General features: G+C 71.8%; 15 protein-coding genes. 10 read left to right on the top strand and 5 right to left on the bottom strand.

What is annotated here, in order from left to right; all coding sequences use genetic code 11:
* Positions 1-33: 33 nt before the first annotated feature.
* Complete coding sequence (locus PV341_RS33285; RefSeq protein WP_500329015.1) at positions 34-294, bottom strand: DUF3311 domain-containing protein; 261 nt, start codon at positions 292-294, stop codon at positions 34-36.
* Between the two features lie 308 nt (positions 295-602).
* Complete coding sequence (locus tag PV341_RS33290; protein ID WP_500329016.1) at positions 603-1,706, bottom strand: ricin-type beta-trefoil lectin domain protein; 1,104 nt, start codon at positions 1,704-1,706, stop codon at positions 603-605.
* Positions 1,707-2,153: 447 nt separating this feature from the next.
* Here PV341_RS33290 and PV341_RS33295 point away from each other — a divergent pair, with 447 nt between their 5' ends.
* From PV341_RS33295 to PV341_RS33335, 9 genes are all read left to right on the top strand, one after another.
* Positions 2,154-2,744: a helix-turn-helix domain-containing protein gene (locus PV341_RS33295; RefSeq protein ID WP_500329017.1), complete on the top strand. Its 591-nt coding sequence runs from the start codon at positions 2,154-2,156 to the stop codon at positions 2,742-2,744.
* A gap of 25 nt (positions 2,745-2,769) precedes the next feature.
* A complete protein-coding gene (locus PV341_RS33300) occupies positions 2,770-4,776 on the top strand; it encodes a hydantoinase/oxoprolinase family protein (protein ID WP_500359775.1) in 2,007 nt (668 codons plus the stop codon).
* Positions 4,777-4,778: 2 nt separating this feature from the next.
* Positions 4,779-6,362, top strand: coding sequence for a hydantoinase B/oxoprolinase family protein (locus PV341_RS33305; RefSeq protein ID WP_500359776.1), 1,584 nt, complete (start codon positions 4,779-4,781; stop codon positions 6,360-6,362).
* 28 nt (positions 6,363-6,390) lie between these two features.
* Positions 6,391-7,710, top strand: a complete 1,320-nt coding sequence (locus PV341_RS33310; RefSeq protein WP_500329020.1) for an MFS transporter — start codon at positions 6,391-6,393, stop codon at positions 7,708-7,710.
* 168 nt (positions 7,711-7,878) lie between these two features.
* Positions 7,879-8,268: a putative quinol monooxygenase gene (locus tag PV341_RS33315; RefSeq protein ID WP_500359778.1), complete on the top strand. Its 390-nt coding sequence runs from the start codon at positions 7,879-7,881 to the stop codon at positions 8,266-8,268.
* A 233-nt stretch (positions 8,269-8,501) separates the two neighbouring features.
* Positions 8,502-9,350, top strand: coding sequence for a GNAT family N-acetyltransferase (locus PV341_RS33320; RefSeq protein WP_500359779.1), 849 nt, complete (start codon positions 8,502-8,504; stop codon positions 9,348-9,350).
* An 80-nt stretch (positions 9,351-9,430) separates the two neighbouring features.
* A complete protein-coding gene (locus tag PV341_RS33325) occupies positions 9,431-12,373 on the top strand; it encodes an AfsR/SARP family transcriptional regulator (RefSeq protein WP_500359780.1) in 2,943 nt (980 codons plus the stop codon).
* 137 nt (positions 12,374-12,510) lie between these two features.
* A complete protein-coding gene (locus PV341_RS33330; RefSeq protein WP_500329024.1) occupies positions 12,511-13,101 on the top strand; it encodes a hypothetical protein in 591 nt (196 codons plus the stop codon).
* Between the two features lie 210 nt (positions 13,102-13,311).
* Positions 13,312-13,896, top strand: coding sequence for a Pvc16 family protein (locus tag PV341_RS33335; protein WP_500359782.1), 585 nt, complete (start codon positions 13,312-13,314; stop codon positions 13,894-13,896).
* Positions 13,897-13,969: 73 nt separating this feature from the next.
* Here the strand turns inward: PV341_RS33335 and PV341_RS33340 are convergent, their stop codons facing one another.
* The 3 genes from PV341_RS33340 to PV341_RS33350 all read right to left on the bottom strand — a co-directional run bounded on the left by PV341_RS33340 (position 13,970) and on the right by PV341_RS33350 (position 17,016).
* Entirely contained in the window at positions 13,970-14,746 is a 777-nt protein-coding gene (locus tag PV341_RS33340; RefSeq protein ID WP_500329026.1) for a GNAT family N-acetyltransferase, read from the bottom strand.
* The gene (locus PV341_RS33345; protein WP_500359783.1) at positions 14,743-15,693 is read right to left on the bottom strand and encodes a helix-turn-helix domain-containing protein; all 951 of its coding nucleotides are present in this window, start codon (positions 15,691-15,693) and stop codon (positions 14,743-14,745) included. The genes PV341_RS33340 and PV341_RS33345 overlap by 4 nt, the downstream gene beginning before the upstream one ends.
* A gap of 609 nt (positions 15,694-16,302) precedes the next feature.
* On the bottom strand, positions 16,303-17,016 hold the full coding sequence (locus PV341_RS33350) for a DUF4232 domain-containing protein (protein ID WP_500359784.1): 714 nt from the start codon (positions 17,014-17,016) through the stop codon (positions 16,303-16,305).
* 601 nt (positions 17,017-17,617) lie between these two features.
* Here PV341_RS33350 and PV341_RS33355 point away from each other — a divergent pair.
* Complete coding sequence (locus tag PV341_RS33355) at positions 17,618-18,598, top strand: hypothetical protein (RefSeq protein WP_500359785.1); 981 nt, start codon at positions 17,618-17,620, stop codon at positions 18,596-18,598.
* Positions 18,599-18,693 lie beyond the last annotated feature (95 nt).

The raw sequence follows: 18,693 nt of genomic DNA on the forward strand, positions 1-18,693 counted from the left end.
AGACGCCGAGCGCGACGCCGTTGACCCCGTCCTTCACTTCGCGGCCTCCTTCCGTGCCCGCTCCTCACGACGGACCAGCACGTACGCGGCGTACGTCAGCCCGGAGGACACGAACACCCACAGCACCTGGTACCAGTAGAAGAACGGGATGCCGATGAACTCCGGCGTCAGCTTCGCGTACGAGCCGACCCAGAGCATGGCGACGAAGGGGATGACGAGGCAGACACCGGCGACCGCGCGAGCGGTGGTCACCACCGGTGGCCGTGCCGGGCCGTCGGTCCGCTGTTCGGACACTGCATTCTCCTCAGACTTTCAGCACGTCAGGAATACGCGCGGGGGACGAAAAGCACCCGGTCGTCATGCGATGCGGCACGGGAGCGGAATTTCACGCGTCCCCCGGACACCTGCGGCGGCTTCGTCGCCACGAAGAATGCCGGGGGCCGACGGCCGTACGAGGGGCCGGACACGTGGAAGCGGCACGCGGGGTGCCACTTTCAAACGTAGTGCCTCCCACCTGGACTTCATTGAACGAGGGAGACAATTCCATTGATCATGCGTGCCGCTGCCCCCCTCCCCCTCCGCGTGACCCGCGGGCCGAGGGATCAGCCCGAACTCCACTTCTGGTTGTCCGCGCCCGTGCAGGTCCACAGCCGCAGCGCCGTGCCGTTGCCTCCGTACGGGTCCGTGGCCTCCACGCACTTGTGGGCCTGGAGGTTGACCAGGTCGTGGGCGGGGTTGAGCCGGAACCTCTGGGAGGCGGCGCCGCTGCAGTCGGCCAGTCGGACGGCCGCACCGTCGGCCGTTGATCCGCCCGCGACGTCCATGCACGTGCCCGAGATCCTGATGCTCCTGTCCTCCGGCACGATCCGCCATGACTGTCCGGCGCTGACCGTGCAGTCCCGGAGCCTCAGCAGCGCGCCCTCCACGGGGCCGCCGTCGATGCACCTTCGGGAAGCGTGACTGCGTATCGCCACACCTGGAGCCACCTCGGAGGAGGAGGGTCTCGCGGAAACGGGAACCTCGCCGCTCTCCGCCCCGGGGGCGGCCTCACCGGGTTCGGGATCCCGAGGGGACGGCGGGAGTTCGCTCTCGGCATCGCCCGCGGACGACTGCCCCGGAGCCCGTCCCGGGGACGGGCGCGTCACGTCGAGCGGGCTCGCCGGGACGGTGCCGACCGAGGAGGACCCGGTGCCCGGCACGGAGCCGGGGCGGGGAGCGGCCGCCGAACCGCCCTCGCCGGGGTCCGAACCCCGCAACAGGAAGGGGACGCACAGCAGCAGGCCGGCCACCAGGCAGGCGCCCGCCAGCAGCAGCCGCCGGGGCCCGCGGGTACGGGGGGCCGCGAGCGCGGTCCCCTCCCGGCCGGCGCCCCCGTGCGGTTCAGCTCCGGGCGTCGGACCGCCCTCGGCCACGGGCACCTCGGGGTACGAGGCGAAGGCGAGCCCGGCCGCGAATCCGTCCGCATAGCCGGACGGCGACCCTCCGGACGTGTCCTCGGGTTCGACCGGAAGGGCGGCGGCCTGCCTGGCGCGCAGCGTCTCGGTCCTGTGCGTGGTCCAGTCCGGGGGGTCCTGGCTCCGGGTGGCGTCGGCCTCGGCGATCGCGTTCGTCCTCCGCGTCCGCCGGGGCAACGGCGACGGGCCGCGGCGGCGCACGGCCCCCGCCTCGTCGTCCGCAGCCGTCGGCTCGTCAGGAGAGGCTGCCATCGAATCCTTCCAACATCCGGGGGGTGAGAGGGCTTCACCGCGCGATCCGGAAGCGCAAGCCGCGGCCGGCCGCACGCGCGGCAGGCGACGACGAGGCGCACCGGACCGAGGTGCCGGCGCCCGCACGGCCTTTCCCCGCCGGCGCCCGTCCCGACCCGGGAATCCACCCCGTCCGAACGGCCGCATCACGTCCGGGGCAGGGCAGGGCCGACCCGCCGGCGACAGCCGCTCCCACTATCCCCGAGCGCACCGTCGGTCGATAGAACCCGCGTGCCATCCTGGCGTCGCCGTGGATCGACGACCGACTCGTCGGCGAAACCGCTGACCAGCGCCAACCTCGCGGCGGTGGGCGCACCTTGAGCTCACCTCAGAGATCTGAGGCAATTCCACAAGGCTCTTGTGCACGGGCTCAGCCGTATGTAATTTCACCTCAACGATCGGAGGGTCATGGTCAAGTCCCCGGAGTCATCGACCGCCAAGCAGGACATGGAGGCCGATCACATCGGTGCTCGGCTCAGGCAACGGCGGCTGGCTCTCCGGCTGACGCTGCGGAACGTGGCGGAAGCGGCCGGCCTGTCGGAAGGCTTCGTGTCACAGCTCGAGCGGGGCGTCCACTCGGGAAGCATCGCGACCTTGCAGAAGATCGCGAAGGTGCTGGGGCTCGAGGTGGGTGATCTCTTCACCGCTTCCTGGGACAACAGGCCGGCGGTCACCAGATTCACCGATCAGCAGGGATTCTCCTTCGGGGTCGACGGGCGCAAGCTCCGGCTCACCCCGAAGCACTTCAACCACCTCGAAGCCTTCATCGGGGTTTTCGAGGCGGGCGGCTCGACAGGCGTCGAACCGTACAGCCACGGCGACTCGGAGGAACTGCTGCTCGTGATCTCCGGCGAAGTCGAGGTGACGGTCGCCGAGGCCGTCCACCGGTTGTCCGCACTCGATTCGATCACCTACTCGAGCAGCGAACCCCATCGCGTCCGAGAGGTCGGAAACGCAACAGCCACGGTCTTGTGGGCGATAGCACCGCCCAGTTACTGACCTCAACCATCAGCGAGGACACAACATGCGCATCGGCGTCGAATGCGGCGGCACATTTACCGATCTCGTGGTGCTGGACGACAACGGGGTCCTCCGCGCGACCGACAAGGTCTTCTCCACCCCCTCCCATCCTGACCGGGCGGTGACCACCGGTCTGCGGAACCTCGATCCCGCCCTGCGTGACCACGCGGTGCTCCTCCACGGATCGACCGTCGCGACCAACGCGCTGATCGAACGGAAGGGCGCACGGGTCGGGCTCATCGTGACCCGGGGCTTCCGCGACCTGCTGGAGCTGCAGCGCCAGGACCGTTCCAGCATGTACGACCTCGCCTACCGCAAGCCGGCCCCGCTGGTGCCCCGCGAACTGGTCGCGGAGGTGTCGGAGCGCCTCGACCGCTCCGGTGCCGTTCTCCAGCCGCTCGACGAGGACAGCGTGCGTGCCGCGCTCGCGGACCTCACGGAACGCGGGGCCGACGCGGTCGCGGTCAGCCTGCTGCACTCCTACGCCGAACCGGCGCACGAGGAGCGGATCGCGGAGCTGGCCGCGGCGGAGTTCCCCGGCCTGGTGGTGTCCCTCTCCAGCTCCTGCGCACGTGAGTTCCGAGAGTACGAGCGCACCACGACCACGACGATCGACGCGTTCCTGCGCCCCCGCATCCAGCGCTACCTGGCGGATCTGGAAGCTTCGGCCCACGAAGGCGGCGTCGCCGAGCTGCACGTCATGCAGTCGAACGGCGGCATGGTCCCGGCCCGCGCGGCGGCGTCGGCCCCGCTGAGCATGCTGCGGTCCGGGCCGGCGGCCGGCGTGGCCGGCGCCATAGCCGTCGCCGAGAACGCCGGCGTCCGCAACATCGTGACCATGGACATGGGCGGCACCAGCACGGACGTCGCCGTCGTCCACGAGGGACGGACGGAACTCACCACCGAGGTGCTCGCCGACGGGCTTCCGGTCAGGGTGCCGATGGTCGACATCACAGCCGTCGGAGCGGGCGGCGGCAGCCTGGTGGACGTCGACAGCGGTGGTCTGCTGACGGTCGGCCCCCGATCGGCCGGTGCCGACCCGGGACCGGTGTGCTACGGCAGGGGCGGCACCCGGCCCACCGTCACCGACGCCAACGCGGTGCGGGGGCTGCTCCGCCCCGAGACCTTCCTCGGCGGACGCCACACCCTGCACACCTCGGCCGCCCGGGAGGCCCTCGCTCCCCTGGCGGAGCGGCTGGGCCGGACGGTGGAGCAGATCGCCGAGGACGTCTACCTGCTGACGAGCGTGGCGATGGCCGGAGCCATCCGGGTCACCACGACCGAGCGCGGTCACGACGTCAAGTCCTACACCCTAGTCGCCTACGGCGGTGCGGGACCGCTGCACGCCGCCACCGTGGCCGAGGACCTGGGGATGACGCGGGTGATCGTTCCGCCGCACGCCGGCCTGGCGTCGGCCTACGGCCTGCTGACGGCGGGATTCCGCAGGGAGTTCTCCCAGACGTACCTGAGCGACGCGGCCGCACTGGGGGAGGAATGCCTGCGGCCGGTGATGGACGGTCTGCGCGCCACGGCCGAGGAGCAGCTCGGGGCCCAGGGTGTCGCCCTGGACGACGCGGGCTTCTCCTTCGCCGCCGACATGCGGTACGGCGGGCAGGGCTTCGAGGTACCGGTCGACCTGCCCGACGGGCCCTCGACGACGGTCGACGGGCTGGTGGGGCACTTCCACAAGGTGCACGCCCGCCGGTACGGCCACGCGGAGAGCGACCGTCCCGTCCAGGTGGTCACGGTGCGGCTCACCGTGACCCGACCGCGGCCGCCACTGGTGCTGCCCCGGGTGGACATCGACGCGGAGCTGCCCGTCAGCACCCATCCGGTCACCGAGAACGGCGCCGTCGTGGACGCCGTCTTCCGCTCCCGGCGCAGCCTGCCGGTCGGCGGCAGGCAGATCGGCCCTGCCGTCATCGAGGACGGCACCTCCACGACGTTCGTCCCGACGGGCTGGTCGGCATCCGTGGACGCCCACACCAACCTCCTCCTGGAACGGAACTGACCATGCATCTCGCCCCCAGCCAGCTGAGCGTCATCAAGACCGGTCTGGATGCCATCGGCCGCGAGATGGCGGTCAACCTGCGCCGCTCGGCCATCTCGTCCATCGTCCGCGAGGCACGTGACTTCTCCGTGGCCCTGACCGACGCCAAGGGCGAGGTCGTGGCCCAGGCCGAGTGCATACCGATCATGACCGCGGGCATCGCGCTCGCCCTGCAGGGGATCTCCCGGCGCATCGACCTCGCGGACCTGACGGAGGACGACGCGCTGCTGATGAACGATCCGTACCACGGTGGCCAGCACCTCCAGGACATCTACCTGCTGACCCCCGTCTTCGTCGACGGGGAACTCATCGGCTTCGGTGCCTCGACCGCGCATCACGTCGACATCGGAGGCTCGCACGCCGGACTCTCGGCGCACGCCACGGAGCTGTATCAGGAGGGGCTGCGGCTGCCGCTCTCCCGCTTCTCGGTCTCGCGGGACTTCGACGATCCGAACGGCTTCGTCCGCCAGATCATCGCGGCCAACGTACGGGTCCCCGATGCGGTGATCGGGGACCTCCAGGCGCAGTTCGCCGCGAGCGGCACGGCGGCGCGGCGGCTGACCGATCTCGTTCGACGGCACGGCCGGGACGAGGTGCTCCAGGCGATGACGGACGTCAAGGACTACGCGGAGAAGCGGGTCCGTGCGGCCATCGGCCTCATCCCGGACGGCGTCTACCGCGCCGTGGAGACGTTCGACGCCACCCCGTGGGGAGCCGGCCAGGCCCGGGTGGAGGCCGAGGTCACCGTCTCGGGCACCGAGATCTCCGTCGACTTCGGCGGCAGTTCCGAACAGATCCTCGGCAATGTCAACTGCCCGATGGCGTCGACCGTCTCAGCCGTCCAGTCGGCCGTCCGATGCATGCTGGACTCGCCCGACATCGGCTTCAACGAGGGCTGCAACCGTCCGATCACCGTGTCGGCCCCCTACGGCTCCGTACTCAATCCGCGGCCACCGGCCGCCGTACGCGCGCGGCTGACGCCGGCCTCCCGGGTCTTCAACGCGGTCGTCCGGGCGCTCGGACAGGCCTTGCCCGAGCGTGCCGTGGCGACCGGATTCGACACCACCACGGCGATCGCGGTCAGCAAGCGTGGCACCGACGGCTACCAGGTGTCACTGGAGATCCTCGGCGGCGGCTGGGGCGCGTGCGCCGATCACGACGGGCCCGACGCTCTGGACAACCCCATCTCCAACTGCGCCAACGCTCCCGTCGAGGCCCTGGAGACGGACTTCGACCACTTTCGGATCGAGGAGTACGCGCTGGTGGACGGCTCCGGTGGGGCCGGCGCCCACAGCGGCGGACGCGGCATCAGCCGCACCTACGTGGCGACCACCGACGGAGTCTCGGTCGCCGGGTACGCGGACCGGCACACGGTCGGAGCCGCCGGGATCAAGGGCGGCGACCAGGGCGGCACGGGCAACTTCACGATCGAGCGGGCCGACGGCAGCGTCGAGGTCCTCGACTGCACGTACCAGGAGATCCTCAACCGCGGAGACAGGATCACCGTCCGCACCGGCGGTGGCGGCGGCTACGGATCGGCTCACTGACGATGGCGCCACCGACGAGAGGTGACTCATGAGCACCAGCGCGACCCACTCGACCACGTCCCCGCTCCGCATAGCCGCCGCCTCGTTCGTGGGCACGGCCATCGAGTGGTACGACTACTTCATCTACGGCACCGCGACGGCACTGGTCTTCAACGACGTGTTCTTCCCCTCGGAAGACCCCCTGGTCGGAAAACTCCTGTCGTTCATGACGCTGGCGGTCGGCTTCTTCGTACGTCCCCTGGGGGCCGTCGTGTTCGGCCACTTCGGTGACCGCTTCGGCAGGAAGAGCACGCTCGTGGTGACGCTCCTGGCGATGGGGAGCGCGACCTTCCTCATCGGCCTGCTGCCCACCTACGCCGCCATCGGCGTGGCGGCCCCGATCCTCCTCATCGTCCTCCGGCTCGTGCAGGGCCTCGCGGTCGGCGGCGAATGGGCGGGGGCCGTGCTCATCGCCACGGAGAACGCCCCCGAGCGGAAGAAGACGCTCTACGGTTCCTTCGCACAGTTGGGGAGCCCCGGCGGTCTGCTGCTCGCGACGACCGTCTTCACCGTGCTGAGCACCTCCGTCGGGACGGCGCAACTCCGGGACTGGGCATGGCGCATACCCTTTCTGGCGTCGGCGCTGCTCGTCCCGGTCGGCCTGTACATCCGCGTGAAGGTGTCCGAGACCCGCGAGTACGCCACGGCGGCGGAGCGGCAGGAGCGGGCCCGGGTGCCGTTCTTCCAGGTCCTCAGGAGCGGGTCCCGGCAGGTCCTCATCGGCACGCTCGCCTTCTCCGGGGTCTTCCTCACCTACTACCTGCTCACCTCGTTCGTCCTCAGCTACGCCACGACGACGCTGTCCATGCCGGCCTCGATCGCGCTCCCCGCGAACCTGATCGCGGCCGTCGTCCAGGGAGCCTTCATCTACGGGGGCGTCCTCGCGGCCCGTCGCATCACGGCTCGCCGGGTGGCCGTCATCTCGACGTCCGCGCTGCTCGTCTGGGCGTTCCCGGCCTTCGCGCTGATGCAGACGCGTGAGCCGGCCCTGCTCTACGTGGCGGTGGGCGGGGCGATGGTCTTCATCGGGTCCGGGTACGGCGTACTCGCCGGCGAGGTGGCGGAGTTGTTCGCGCGGGAGGTCCGCTACACGGGAAGCAGCCTCTGCTACCACCTGGCCGCCGCGGTCGGTGGCGGCTTCGGCCCGATGGTCGCCACCTACCTCCTGTCACTGGGCGGTTCCTCCTGGCCCGTCGCGCTCTTCACCGCGGCGGTCTCGCTGCTGACCGCGCTGGCCTGCGTCGCCCTGCCCAAGCGTGAGAGCGCACTGCGTGAGTCTCCCCGGCAGCCGGCCGGGGCCGCCGTCTGAGGCAGCCGGGTCCGGGGCCGGCCCGCTTCGGGCGGGCCGGCCCCGGCGGGCCAGGTCGGGTTCGCGGTTGGCCGGACTCGAATAGCCGTCCGGCCTCCGGGCGAAGGGGAGGGGACACGCCGCCCAGGGCACCGGCCTCCCCGTGGACGGGTGCCACCATGCCCCTGGGTGGCCGGTGTGCGCGCCACCGACGCCGCGGACGACGGGAGCACCGAGCCGATGAACGACACCCCCGAGGCGACGTGGCCGCTGACCGACGCCCAGCCGGGCCAGGTCGTCGTGATCGCCCGGTGGAACCCCGCGCCCGGCAGCCGCGACACCGTCCTCGCCACGCTCACGGCACTGGTACGGGCCTCCCGGGACGAACCGGGCTGCCTGGGCTACCAGGTCTTCCACCCGGACGGGACCGACGACGGGGACATCGTCCTGGTCGAGCGCTACGAGGACCGGGCGGCCCTCCAGGCCCACCGCGACAGCCCCCACTTCCGCGACCTCGCCCTGGAGCGCGTCATCCCGCTCCTGAGCGACCGTTACGCGGTCGTCACCACCGTCGTGTGAGGCGGCCGGGGAGCTCCCCACGCCAAAAGGTGTGCACGGCGAGGCGAACATGGCACGTCCGTTCTATTCATCACCGCGACGGCCGGGAAAACTGGGGCCTGAAGACTTCGCCCAGGTCGCGGACACCTCGGCCTGCCCTCGGACACGCCCTCGCCGGGCGGCCCCGCGCACCGCGGGACGGTCCGGGCGGGCGCGGGGGCGGCACGGGGCGAGCGGCGCATCACGGGGGTTCCATGAGGTTTCCGAGCGACGTCCTTCCCCTCCTGGAGTCGGCGGAGGCGGAGGAGATGTTCGAGTTCGAGGGTCTGGTGTCCGGCCAGGACCGCGTCGACCTGGCCATGGCGGCGGCACGGCTCCACGGAGGCGTCTGCCTGTCGGTCGGTGACGACCCCGACAGGTTCTGGAGCAGGGCGCTCGGGTTCGGCTTCGGGACACCCGTCACCGCGGGCCTCGTCGCCGACGTGCTCGACTTCTACACGGCTCACCGGCCCGGCCTGGCCGTTCTCCAGTTCGCGCCCTCCGTGCTGCCGGCGGACTGGGACCGGATCGCCGAGAAGTTCGCGCTGCAGGGCGGCGCGGGAGTGGTCAAGTTCGCCGCTCCGGTGGAGGACGTCATCGCCGCCGGCCGCTCCCTCCGCCTGGGTGACGGCCTGTCCGTTGAGGTCGTACGACCGCAGCACGCCGCGGAGTGGGCACGTACGGTCGCCACCGCGATGGGGATCGGCGGACGGTGCTTCCCACCCGCCGCCGTCGCCACGGCAGGGCATCCCTCATGGCGTCCCTTCGGCGTGAGGGACGGCGGGGGGAAGATCGTCGCGGGAGGCAACCTCCGCATCCACGGCCGGGTGGCCTCCCTCTTCGCGGGAGGGACCCTGCCGCAGGCGCGCAACCTCGGGGCGCAGGGGGCCCTCATCCACGCCCGGGCCCTGGCGGCCCGCGAGGCGGGCTGCGAGTGGCTCGTCGTGGAGACCGGGCCCTCGACCCCGGAAGACCCGAACCCCTCCTACCGGAACATGCTGCGGTACGGCTTCGGGATCGCCTACCAGCGGCCGAGCTGGACCTGGCGACCGACCGGCACGTAAGGCGGTTCGCGCGGGCCGGCCACGGCGCGGGCGGCCCGCCGCACACGGCGTGGCATCAGGGATGCCCAGAAGGAAGACCATTGAAGGACCAGTTGCGTTATGCCGTCCTGGGGCCGGTCAGGGCATGGCGGGGTGCGGACGAGGTCGACCTGGGACCGCCCCAGCAGCGGGCGGTGCTGGCCGCGCTCCTGCTGGCCGACGGTGCCCAGGTCTCGGCCGGCGAACTGATCGACGCGGTGTGGGGCACGCGGGCGCCCGCTTCGGCGCTGGGCACGTTGCGCACCTATGTGCACCGGCTGCGCCGGGCACTGGACCCCGGTGGGGAGGGCGCGTCCTCCACGATCCAGTCCGTGGGACGCGGTTACCAGCTCCGCATGCCACCGGACGGACTCGACCTCGGGATCTTCCAGGAGCTGCTCACCCGGACGGAGCGCGCCCTCGACGCGGGGAGCCCGAAGGAGGCGGCCGGGCACGCACGTGCGGCCCTGGCGCTGTGGCAGGGATCCGCCCTGTCGGGAGTCCGGGGCGCGTACGCGGACTCCCAGCGGCACAGGCTCGGTGAACAACGGCTGTCCGGCGAGGCGATGCTCATGAGGGCCGAGATCGACCTCGGTTCGCACGTGCAGGCGGTCGGCAAGCTGACCGGCCTCGTGAGCGAGCACCCGCTCGACGAGCGGTTCCGGGAGATGCTGATGCTCGCCCTCTACCGGTCGGGACGGCAGGCGGCGGCCCTGGCCACCTACCGGGAGGGACAGGAACTGCTGGCGGAGGAGCTCGGCGTCGACCCCGGCCCGGGCCTCCAGCGGATGTTCCAGCGCGTGCTGCGTGCGGACGGCGACCTCGTCGCCCCGGCGGCCCGGACGGGTACGGCCCAGGCCCGCACGGAACAGGCCCGTACGGAGCAGACCCGTACGGAGCAGGTGGACACCGCCCGCGGGCAGGTTCCCACCGCGGCGGCGACGCCGGCCCAATTGCCCGCGGGCCCCGCGACGTTCGTCGGCCGGGAGGCCGAACTGTCCGCCGCGACGGGCCTGCCGGCGGAGAGCGGGGCGGCGGCGGTGAGCGTCGTCACCGGCATGGCGGGCGTCGGGAAGACGGCCTTCGCCGTCCACTGGGCCCGGCAGGTCGCCGACGGCTTCCCCGACGGGCAGATCTACCTCAATCTGCGGGGCTTCGACCACGCGGGTCCTCCGCTCGGCCCGGAACAGGCCCTGCGCACGGTGCTGGACGCCCTGGGTGCCACCGTCGGGAGCGAGCCGCAGGACGTCGACGCGCTGGCGGCCCTGCACCGCACCTGGCTCGCCGGCAAGCGCGTGCTGCTGCTCCTGGACAACGCGCGCGACGCCGCCCAGGTCCGGCCCCTGCTGCCGGGGGCGCCCGGATGCCTGGTGATCGTGACCAGCCGCGACCAGATGGCCGGCCTGGTGGCCGTCGACGGTGCCCGGCCGATCCCCCTGGACGTGCTGTCGGCGTCGGAGGGGCACAGCCTCCTGACACGTCGTCTCGGAGGTACCAGGACGGCGGCCGAGCCCGAGGCGGTCGCGGACATCGTCGCGATGTGCTGCCGGCTGCCGCTGGCGCTGGCGATCACCGCCGGCCGTGCGGTGACCCGCCCGGCCATGCCGCTGTCGGTCATCGCGGCGGAACTGCACGGCAGCGCCGGTGACCTCGACGCCTTCCGCAGCGGCGACGCCGCGGCCGACGTCCGCGCCGCCTTCGCCTGCTCCTACCGCGCCCTCGGCGCCGATGCCGCGCGGCTGTTCCGGATGCTCGCGCTCCATCCCGGCCCCGACGCCGGGACGGGTGCCGCGGCGAGCCTCGGCGGGTTCTCCATGGCGCACACGCGCCGGTTGCTGGACGAACTGCTCCAGGCCCACCTCGTGGACGAGCGCAGCCCCGGCCGGTTCGTCTCGCACGACCTGTTGGGCGCGTACGCATCCGAACTGCTCGACTCGACGGAGACGGAGGACGAGCAGGACGCGGGGCGCCGCAGGCTGCTGGACCACTACCTGCACAGCGCCGGCCACGCGAGGCGGCTCTTCACCTCGGGCCGGGACGACATCGGCATACCCCCGGCGTCGCCGGGCGCGTACGTCGAGGAGTTCGCCCGCGGGGGCGGCGGCGAAGCGGCACGACGATGGTTCGACGCCGAGCACGCCGCGCTGGTCGCCTGCGTTGGCCTGGCCTCCGACCGGTCCTTCGACACGCACGCGTGGCGACTCGCCTGGGCCGTCAGGCCCTACCTGGACCGCCGGTTCGGATGGCACGAGATAGAGGAGACCCACCGGGCGGCCCTGGGCGCGACGCGCCGCCTGGGGGACCTGCTCGCCGAGGCGCACACCCTCCTGGGGCTCGCCCGGGCGACGGCGACGCTCGGCCGCATGGAGGAGGCCCGTGCGCACATGGCGCGCTCGGTGGAGCTGTTCGTCGGCACCGGGGACGCCGCCACCGCCGGGAACGCCTACCGCCAGGCCGGATGGCTGGCCGAGCGCCAGGGCGACGTACGCGGCGCGCTGGACCACGCCTCACGGGCGCTGGAGTTGAGCCGGGCGAGCGGCGACGCCGTGACGACGGCACGCTCGCTCAACGCGGTCGGCTGGTACCACGCCCTGCTCGGACAGTACGACCAGGCCCTGGTCCACTGCCGGGAGGCCGTGCCCCTGCACGACGCGGTCGGTGACGTGTGCGGCTCGGCGGACACCCACGACAGCATCGGCTATGCCCACCATCGACTGGGCCAGCACGAGAAGGCCGTGTCCGCCTACCGGGAAGCCCTCTCCCGCTACCGCGCGATCGGCGTCCTGTACGGCAGTGCCGACACCCTCGGCCGGCTCGGCGACACCTACCTGAGCATGGGCCGGCCGGCGGACGCGCGGGACGCCTGGGGCGACGCCCTGGACGTCTTCGACGCGATGGGCCACGGGCGGGGCGACGACATCCGGACCAGGATCAAGGAGTTGGACGGGGGCGGTGAGGTCCCGCCTCCCCGGCCGCCCCCGGGAGCCGCGCCGGGTCGCCCGTGAACGGATCGTCAACGAGACGTCCATGGAACGTGGATGCCCGTTCGGTTGTCTGTCGGTGGCACGGCAGCGTCCCGTGGGCGCTGCGCCCCCGCGTGCCATGTACACCTGCTCGTACGAACACAGCAAGGGAAGAAGCAATGTCGCGTTCCTACGCATCGCTCGGCATGGCCGCAGCACTCGGAGGTGTCCTGCTGCTCGCCGGATGCGGTGACCCCGACGGCGGATCCGCGTCCCAGGCTCCCGCCGCACCCGCCGCCGCCTCGCAGGACGCCGGATCCGGCGGTACCGCGAACGGCGGTACCGGGAACGGCGCCTCCGGCGGTCAGGGGGCCGGGGCGACCAACCCGTCGGGGGGCTACTGGCCCGCCACCGTGCAGCTCGGCCACAACGACGGTCTCGGCAGCACCGTGGTGGACGGTGAGGGCAGGACGCTCTACCGCTTCGACCCGGACTCCGCCCATCCCTCGAAGGCGACCTGCGTCGACGCCTGCGCGGTCACCTGGCCGCCCGTCCTCGTCAACGACGAGATCACCTTCAAGGGGCTGGACAGCACCACGATCTCCGCGGTCACCAGGCCCGACGGCACGCATCAGCTGACCATCGGGGGCTGGCCGGTCTACAAGTTCTCCAAGGACACGGCGGCCGGGGACACCAAGGGCGAGGGCGTCGGCGGCACCTGGTTCGCCGTCGCCCCCGACGGCACGAAGGCCAAGGACAGCAAGGACTGACGGCCGGTCGGGCGCCGGGCCGGACCCCCACCGGCCCGGCGCCCGGGACGCGTGGGACAGGACGGTGACGACGATGGCGGCACACGCGACAGGTACGACAGGTATGACAAGTGCGGCAGCTACGGCAGGAAGGGCGGCCGGGGTGATCACCCGGCGGCCGCGGCCCCGCCTCACAACGGGCGCACGCGCCGGCACCCCGGAAGCCCACCGGTGATCCACGAGGTCGACGAGGCGCTGCGGCGCCTGCTGTCCGCGCGGGCGCTGCCCGGCGGGACCGCGGACATCGTCTTCGACGCTCCCACCCGCGCCTGGGCGACCCGGCGCGGGGCTCCCACCGTGAACGCGCACCTCTACGACGTGCGGGAGGAGACGGCCGCTCGGGAGCACGGTGCGGCGGCACTGCGCGATCCCGCCGGCACGTTCACCGCGCATCGGCGACCGCCCCGCTGGTTCCGGCTGTCGTACCTGCTCACGGCGTGGGCCGACCGCGCCGAGGACGAGCACCGGCTCCTTTCCGCGGTCCTGTCCTGCCTGCTCCCCCACGAGTCACTGCCGGCCGGGTACCTCGGAGGAGCCCTGGCGGACCGCGGTCTGACCGTTCCCCTCGTGATCGGTACCCGGCAGGGCGAGCCCCGATCCAGCGCGGACACCCGGTCCGCCCTCGGCGGGGAGCTCAAACCCTCGCTGGAGGTCGTGGTGACCATGCCGGTGGCGGTCCACACGGACCACACGGTGCCGCGGCAGGTCCTGGAGCCGAGGGTGGCGATGGTGCACGACTTCCCCCGGCGGCCGTGAAGGGCGGGGACTCCAGGTGCCCCGGCCCGGCGCGGCGGCGCGGGACACCGTCCGGGCCGGGCCGCACCGGTCGTCACGCCTGCGGCGGGGCCGAGATCATGGTCAGCTGCTCCTCGGTGCGGAAGCCGGCCGAGGCGTACACGGATTCGCCCATGCTGCTCGCGTAGAGGTACGCGGTGGTGGCACCTGCGGCATGGCCCGCACGCACGATCTCCATGGTGACGGCCCTCCCGTAGCCGCGGCGCCGGTACTCCGGGAGCGTGGAGATGTTGAAGATCCCCGTCAGACCGCCGGACACGGCTCCCAGCCCCGTCCCCACCGGCACGCCGTCCACCTCGGCCAGGTAGCAGGTGAACCCCTCGATGCGGGCGACGGCCGGATCGGCGAACATGCCGAAGAACTCGTACGGTGCCTCGAAGCCCTCCGCCATCACCTCGGCGTACAGGCCGAGTTCGCCGCCGCCCAGCGCGCGGACGGTCAGGGACCCGTCGACGGGCTCCGGCGGCATTCCCTCGGCTGCGTTCCTGATCATGAGCGGTGTGCGGTCGAACCGGGTCAGCCCGTACTGTGCCGCCACCTCGGTGACCTCGGCTCCGGGCACCCCGCGCACGTAGATGCTCCAGGGGACGTCCCACGGCTCGGAGGCCGCCAGCGCGGCCATCTCTACCGCATCCGGTTCCAGCGCCGGGGCGAGGATGCCGTTCAGCGAGGCGACCGGCGCCCCGGTGACGGCCAGCAGGGTGCCGCCCGCACCCCTGCGGGTGCGTCCGGTGGCCGCGCCGGCCAGTCCCTCCACGACGTCGGTGTAGGCGGATGCGACCGGCGCGAGCGGGTCCTGGACTCGGGTCATGACGGACCGACCTTTCTCTGGTCTCTCAAGTAGGCGGCCGGAGTGGCCCCGTAGAACGATTTGAAGTGCCTGATGAAGTGACTGGCGTCCGAGAAGTGCCAACGCGCCGCGATCTCCGACATCCCGGCCGCGCCGCCCACGTTCATGAGCTCGTCGTGCGCCCTCTGCAGCCGCCTCCGCCGGGCGAACGCCATGACGGAGTCGTCCGACGCCGAGAAGCACCGGTGCAGCGTCCGCAGGGACACCCCGACGCTCCGGGCGACCATCGGAGGGGACAGGTCACCGCTCTCCAGGTGCTTCTCTATGACGTTCTTGGCGGCGACCACGACGGCCCTGGGGTGGTCGTCCAGCCCAGGACCGGGGCGCTCCGAGATGATCCGGGAGAACAGGGTGGCCACGGCGTCCCTGGCCATCCGCTGCGCGGCGACCGAACCCGCCAGTTCGCCGCTGCTCCTCTTGATCGTTTCAAGGAAGTTGACGAAGAACCGGACCTCGGGGACGTCGACGTCCGACACGTACGCGTCGCCGAGCGCCTTGAGCGATCCGAGGCGCGGAACGACGAGGTGCCGCGGGATCGATATGACGTGCGCGGTCGTCGCCGGCGAGCAGGAGAACTCCCAGGAGGACTTGGTGTCGCGTATGCAGATCTGCCCGGGCCTGACCGCATGCCTTTTCTTCCCGCCCAGGAACTCGATCCATCCCGAGGTCACCAGATCGGCCACGATCGGATCACGGTCGTGGTTGTTGCCCGATACCCCGGTCAGCGAATCGCAGTACACCTGGGCGGACAGCAGGCCGTCGATGAGGTGCCCGTTCGCGGCGAATCGAAAACCGCGGTGAACGGCGGGACGAGGAACGGCCAGGCGTATGAGGTGGGAGAACGGACCCCGCTCCCATTGCGTGAAATGGCGCTCAGAAACTTGTGCCTGTTCGGCCGTGAGGCTCATTCTCTCCCGGTACTTTATCGCGCTGTCGTGAACCGGCCATGAATTCATCGAGCCCGCCGTCCGCTGACCTTCCACCCGCATCCTCCCGCGATCGCCCCGTCACCCGCCGCAGAACGCGTTGAGCGATCGACGTGAAACCTGAATTGATGTTGTTCACCCCCGATCGGCCGCCCGGTCTACACACCCGCAAAGGGATGCCGAGCACCTCAGCCGATTCCCGACGATGCGGACGCCGCACCAGGGCGCCCCGTGCCCAAGAGGGCCACAGCGCGCTCCGGCACCTCTGACAAGGTTGTCACCGAGACGGGCCTCATTGCCCGCGAGGTCGTTCACGACCGGGTGCGCCCGGCGCCGGGAGTGCGCGTCAGCCGACGGCAACACCGCACGGCGGGGGCGGGCACAGCTCGTACGACACGCCACGGGCGCGTCGACGGCTGCTCGTCGGCATTATTTCCGACGGCACCGCTCACCGAATAGTACGACCGTGCCAGATCGGCGTCCGCGTGGAGCGTGGGACCGGCACTCCGCTTCCATGCGTCACGGCCCCGGGCCGCCTGGGGGGATCCGGCCGCCGGCCCGGTGGCCGGACCCCCCCCCGGGACGCGCGGGTCAGCGGGCGGGCCGGACCGGGCCGACCTTCAGGCCGACCTTCAGGCCGCCCGCGCCCCGGCCGCTGCACTGCGAGGCCTTCCACGCCACGTTGATCTGGTCCTTCGAACCGGGCGGGAACACGCCGAGGTAGTTGACGCTCCGCAGCGCGCACGCGTCGTCGGAGTACCCGGCCTGCCCGTTCGGCGCCTGCGCGTCGACGACGGCGCGGGCGTCCGGTTCCAGGGTCACCGTGGCGACCGGCGTCCCCGTGGTGCGTTCCGCGGCGTTGCCCACCTGCCCGCCGTCACGCCCGTGGAAGGACACCCCGGGGAAGCCCGTGAGCGTGCACGCCGCCCTGCCCGTGTTCCGGAAGACCAGCTGGAAATGCGTCGTGCCCGCGCCGGATTCCTTGTCCCCGATGGAAACCGAGAGCTGTGAGGACGCGCACCGCTGTGCTCCGCCCTCACGCCCCGAGCCGGAATCGGCGACGGAATCCTGTCCCGCGGAACGGTCGGACGACCCGGCCTCGGAATCCCGGTCCTCCCCGTCCGAACCGGCGTCGCCCGAATTTCCGCGGGCCGGTGACGTGATCCCGGAGGGCGCCGCCGCGGAGGACGGGGAGGAGCCGGCTCCGGAAGCGTCCTTCGTATCCGGTCCGCACGCCGTCACGGCGAAACCGGCCACGACCAGAGCGAGAACGGGAACGGCACGGCGGACAGTCGAAACCTGCATCGGAATAACCCCAATTTCTTGACGCCGGCGAGGCCCCTCCCCGCCATGTCCCTCACTCTGGCCGCTCACCCGGTACCGGACCAGGCACGCAGGGACCCTGTGACGACCTCATCCGTGATCGGTTACCGACCGATGACACCGCAGAAATTCTCGGCACCCAAATAGATGCGCATGCATTCAGCCCGTGCCGCCGGCGCACGGGAAATAGATCCGCCTGCCGGCGCTTCCACGGCGCCCTTGGAAGTTCTTGACGTCCACCATGTGTCCGTTCCGTCGTCTTCGTTCGTGGTGTGCTGTCGCTCCCATCAGTCAACCCGGTGGGTGTTCACGCCTCGTCGACTGTGCGTTGACGAATCGTCCTCGGCCGGTTGACGCGGGTCCCGCCCGACCGGGCTTCCCGGCACGACCGATTGGAAGATCCGCGCCCGGCGATGGAAGGGATGTGCCGATATCTCAGGGGTGTTGGCCATCGCCTCTGACGCTTTGTCATGCTGATGGCCCGCCGCCCCCTGTGCCTCGCGCATCGCCGTGCCGCGCGGTCCCTGGTGCGTCAACCGCCGTCCGAGGTCGAAGGAGACCGCACACCGTGAACCATCCGCGCGTGTCGTTTCATCAGGTGCGCGTCACCATGGCCGTGCTGAGCCTCGCGCTGTTCGCCCAGACGGCGATCTGGCTCGTGCGCGACGTCGTCGTGCGCGGCCTGCCGGGTGCATGGGCGCTGTGGACGGCCGGTGACGCGCCCGGCCTGTCGGCGACGTCCTCGCTGGACCTCGGCCTTGCGGCGCTGCAATTGGCCGCCGGGCTGGCGACGCTCCATCAGACCCGGGGCGCCGGCGGTCTGCTGGTGACCGCGTGCGCGGTGACGTTCGGCTTCCGGCTGCCCGCGGTCTGGTACTTCCTGCTCGACTCGCCCTCCGACCCGTGGTTCGGCACGCTCAAGGGCGCCTCGGTGAGCGCCGTCGGCGGCACCGCCGCCGTCGCCGTGGTGCTGGCCCTCGTCCTCGGCGGGCTCCTGGTCCTGGCGCGGCAGATGGAGTACGAGGCCTCCGCCGCGGACGCGGTCTCCGGTGGCGGGATCCGCCCGGTGAAGGTCACGGCCACGACCTCCGGCCTGCTGCTGGCGGTGCTCAACGTCTTCTACATCGGCCGGAACGCGGTGACGGCCTTCGAGGTGGGCCCCGGCACGCTCGGCGAGCTGCTCGTCGGCAAGGGCACCGGGCGGGCGGTCCTCGGCGTTTCCGCCCCCTACCAGTGGGCCTGCCTGACGGTGCTGTGCGGGGCCGGCGTGTTCCTCGCCACCCGGCGCCGCCCCGTCGCGACCGGCTTCTCCGTGGGTCTGTCGCTGTTCATGATGCCGTCGGCGCTCACGGAGTTGTGGGCGCACGCGGCAGGCACGGTGCCGCAGTCCCTCGTGGACACGTCCCAGAGCCTGCTGGAGTTCGTGGGTTCCGCGGCGGTCGTCGCCCTCGTCGCCGGGGACCTCCGCCGCGACCGCCGGCCGCACTTGCGCACCCTCGCGGACACCGCCCCCTCGGTACCGGCCGGGGCGGCCGAAGCCGGCGACCCCGCACAGCGCACCTAGGACTTGTCCGGGCGATCATGTGCGGAGCCAGATGGCGAGTGCTGCTGCGGTGGCGGTGCCGAGGTAGACGTAGCCGCGCTTGTCGTATCTGGTGG

The organism is Streptomyces sp. PA03-1a (genome assembly GCF_033792805.1).
Classification (GTDB): Bacteria; Actinomycetota; Actinomycetes; order Streptomycetales; family Streptomycetaceae; genus Actinacidiphila.